The organism is Pseudoalteromonas sp. SWYJZ98 (assembly GCF_015864495.1).
Taxonomy (GTDB): domain Bacteria; phylum Pseudomonadota; class Gammaproteobacteria; order Enterobacterales; family Alteromonadaceae; genus Pseudoalteromonas; species Pseudoalteromonas distincta.
This window is the reverse complement of record NZ_JADYXA010000088.1, coordinates 1-1967: the sequence shown is the minus strand read 5'-3', so window position 1 is coordinate 1967 and position 1967 is coordinate 1. Positions and strand designations below refer to the sequence as shown.

Sequence of the window (1967 nt, the reverse complement as noted above, 5' to 3'; positions counted from 1 at the left end):
GTGCGCCCCGAGTACGAGAACATGTTCTTCATCTCGGCCAGCAACAAGGCTGACAAGAAGCCCCAGGTGGTCACGCAGAAGAAGCACAACGGCAAGTTCGTGCAGATCACAGAAGCCGGTCGCGGCCTGGTGGATGGCATGGACGTGACCGACCAGCTCGGCTACGAGGTCAAGGTGCCATATCGTGGCTGCTACGTGAACGCCAAGGTGGAATTTGTGGCCGGCAAGTCCTTCAAGGGCAGCGACGGTCAGATCATCCCCAACCAGGTGTTCGCCCGCATCATCGCCATCCAGTTCGTGAAGGACGGCGAGGCATTCGGTAGCGGCCCGACCAGCGCTGAAGGCTTCGGCGAAGAAGAAGTCGAGACCGCCGGTCAAGGCGCCAGCGACCTGTTCTAAACCCACGGGGCTTCGGCCCCGTTTTCTGAAAGACTGAAATGACCCTGAAAATCAAAATCGAAGTGCCTACCGACGGTGGGCCGTACGAAGCCCAAGTCGCCGAGAGCAATGGCAACCCCGCTCACGTGCTTGCACCCGGCGAGGCCGTCGAACTGTACGTGCACAGCGGCAATACCATCACCGTGACCGAGCTGCCCGCGGGCACCAAGGCCGCGATGAGCGCGCAAGAGCCGAAGTAAACCCTTCGCAGAGGGGCGCTTGCCGCCCTTCTCCAAAGGGATACACAACGGGGCCTCCGCCTCCTTTCGCTGGGCTGACCACCCGGTAACTCGCCCCTTATGGCTAACACCAGGTGCCCGTGGACGTTTTACACCTAGTGCATGCGCAAACCGCTGGAGGCCGGCAACGACACAAGCGGGAATTTGGGGAACGGTCATTGAACTTTGAAATTTAGAAAGAACTGAATGCAGCGACTGTGGCTTGATAGGGAGACGTGGTGCGAGATCGACCTGAAAGAAGTCGGCACCTACCGCTACGCGGAAACCGCCGAGGACCTGCTGGTCTCCTACGCGATTGACGACGGCCCGGTCAAGGTCTGGGACTGCACCTGCGAGCCGCTGCCCGACGATCTGCGCCATGCGATGGCCGAAGCCCCCGAAGTCATCGCGCACAACGCTGCGTTCGATAAGGCCATCCACAACGGCCCACGGCAGGCCCACCTCCCCCGCATCGAGTTGACCCGCTGGCGCTGCAGCATGGCTCAGGCGCTGTCCCACGCGCTGCCCGCCAGCCTCGGTGACCTGTGCACGGTGCTCAAGGTGCCCGAGGACCAGGCCAAGAACAAGGAGGGCAAGAAGCTCATCCAGTTGTTCACCCGCCCCCAGCCAGCCAACCGCAAGGTGCAGCGCGCCACGCGGCTCACACACCCCGCCGAGTGGGAGCGCTTCAAGGTCTACGCGGCCGACGACATCACCGCCATGCGCGAGTGCGTGCGCCGCACGCCCACCTGGAATTGGGACGCCTCGGCCATTGCAGAGTGGCACTGCGACCAACGGATCAACGAGCGTGGGTTCCAGGTGGACCAGGAGTTGACACGCGCCGGTGCACGGGCGGCCATCGTAGAGAAGGAGCGCATCGGCGTGCGGTTCCGCGAGCTGACGCGCGGCGTGGTGGACCGGCCGAGCCAGCGCGACCAATTCAAGGCATTCGTGCTCAATGAGTTCGGTGTGGAATTGGAGGACACGACCAAGGACACCTTCACCCAGATGCTGAAGGCGCGCGAAAAGATCGACCCACGTCTTGCCGAGCTGATGGAGCTGTCCATGGCGTCGAACAAGACCAGCACGGCCAAGTACGCCGCACTGGACCCCGCCGTGGCGGCCGACGGACGCTTCCGTGGGGGCCTGCAGTTCGCAGGGGCCAGCCGCACCCGCCGCTGGGCTGGTCGTATGTTCCAACCCCAGAATCTGCCCAGCCGTGGCCTCCCCAAGCCCACCGCAGTCGAGCAGTACATCGAGTGCCTGAAGGCCGGGGCACACGACCTGATGTTCGACAACCTCATGTTGTTC

At 63.2% G+C, this 1967-nt stretch carries 3 protein-coding genes; all 3 read left to right on the top strand.

The annotated features are described in order from the left end of the window. The coding region (locus I6F10_RS19890) for an ssDNA-binding protein (protein ID WP_197099302.1) at nt 1–399 on the top strand (399 nt) is incomplete at its 5' end. Between the two features lie 38 nt (nt 400–437). Continuing rightward, nucleotides 438–638, top strand: coding sequence for a hypothetical protein (locus I6F10_RS19885; protein WP_114488337.1), 201 nt, complete (start codon nt 438–440; stop codon nt 636–638). A 225-nt stretch (nt 639–863) separates the two neighbouring features. Then, on the top strand, nt 864–1967 hold a 1104-nt coding region (locus I6F10_RS19880; protein ID WP_197099301.1), incomplete at its 3' end, for a hypothetical protein.

Excerpts from the sequence above, each read along its gene's own strand:
- I6F10_RS19885 (WP_114488337.1), top strand. The coding sequence starts at position 438 with ATGACCCTGAAAATCAAAATCGAAGTGCCTACCGACGGTGGGCCGTAC.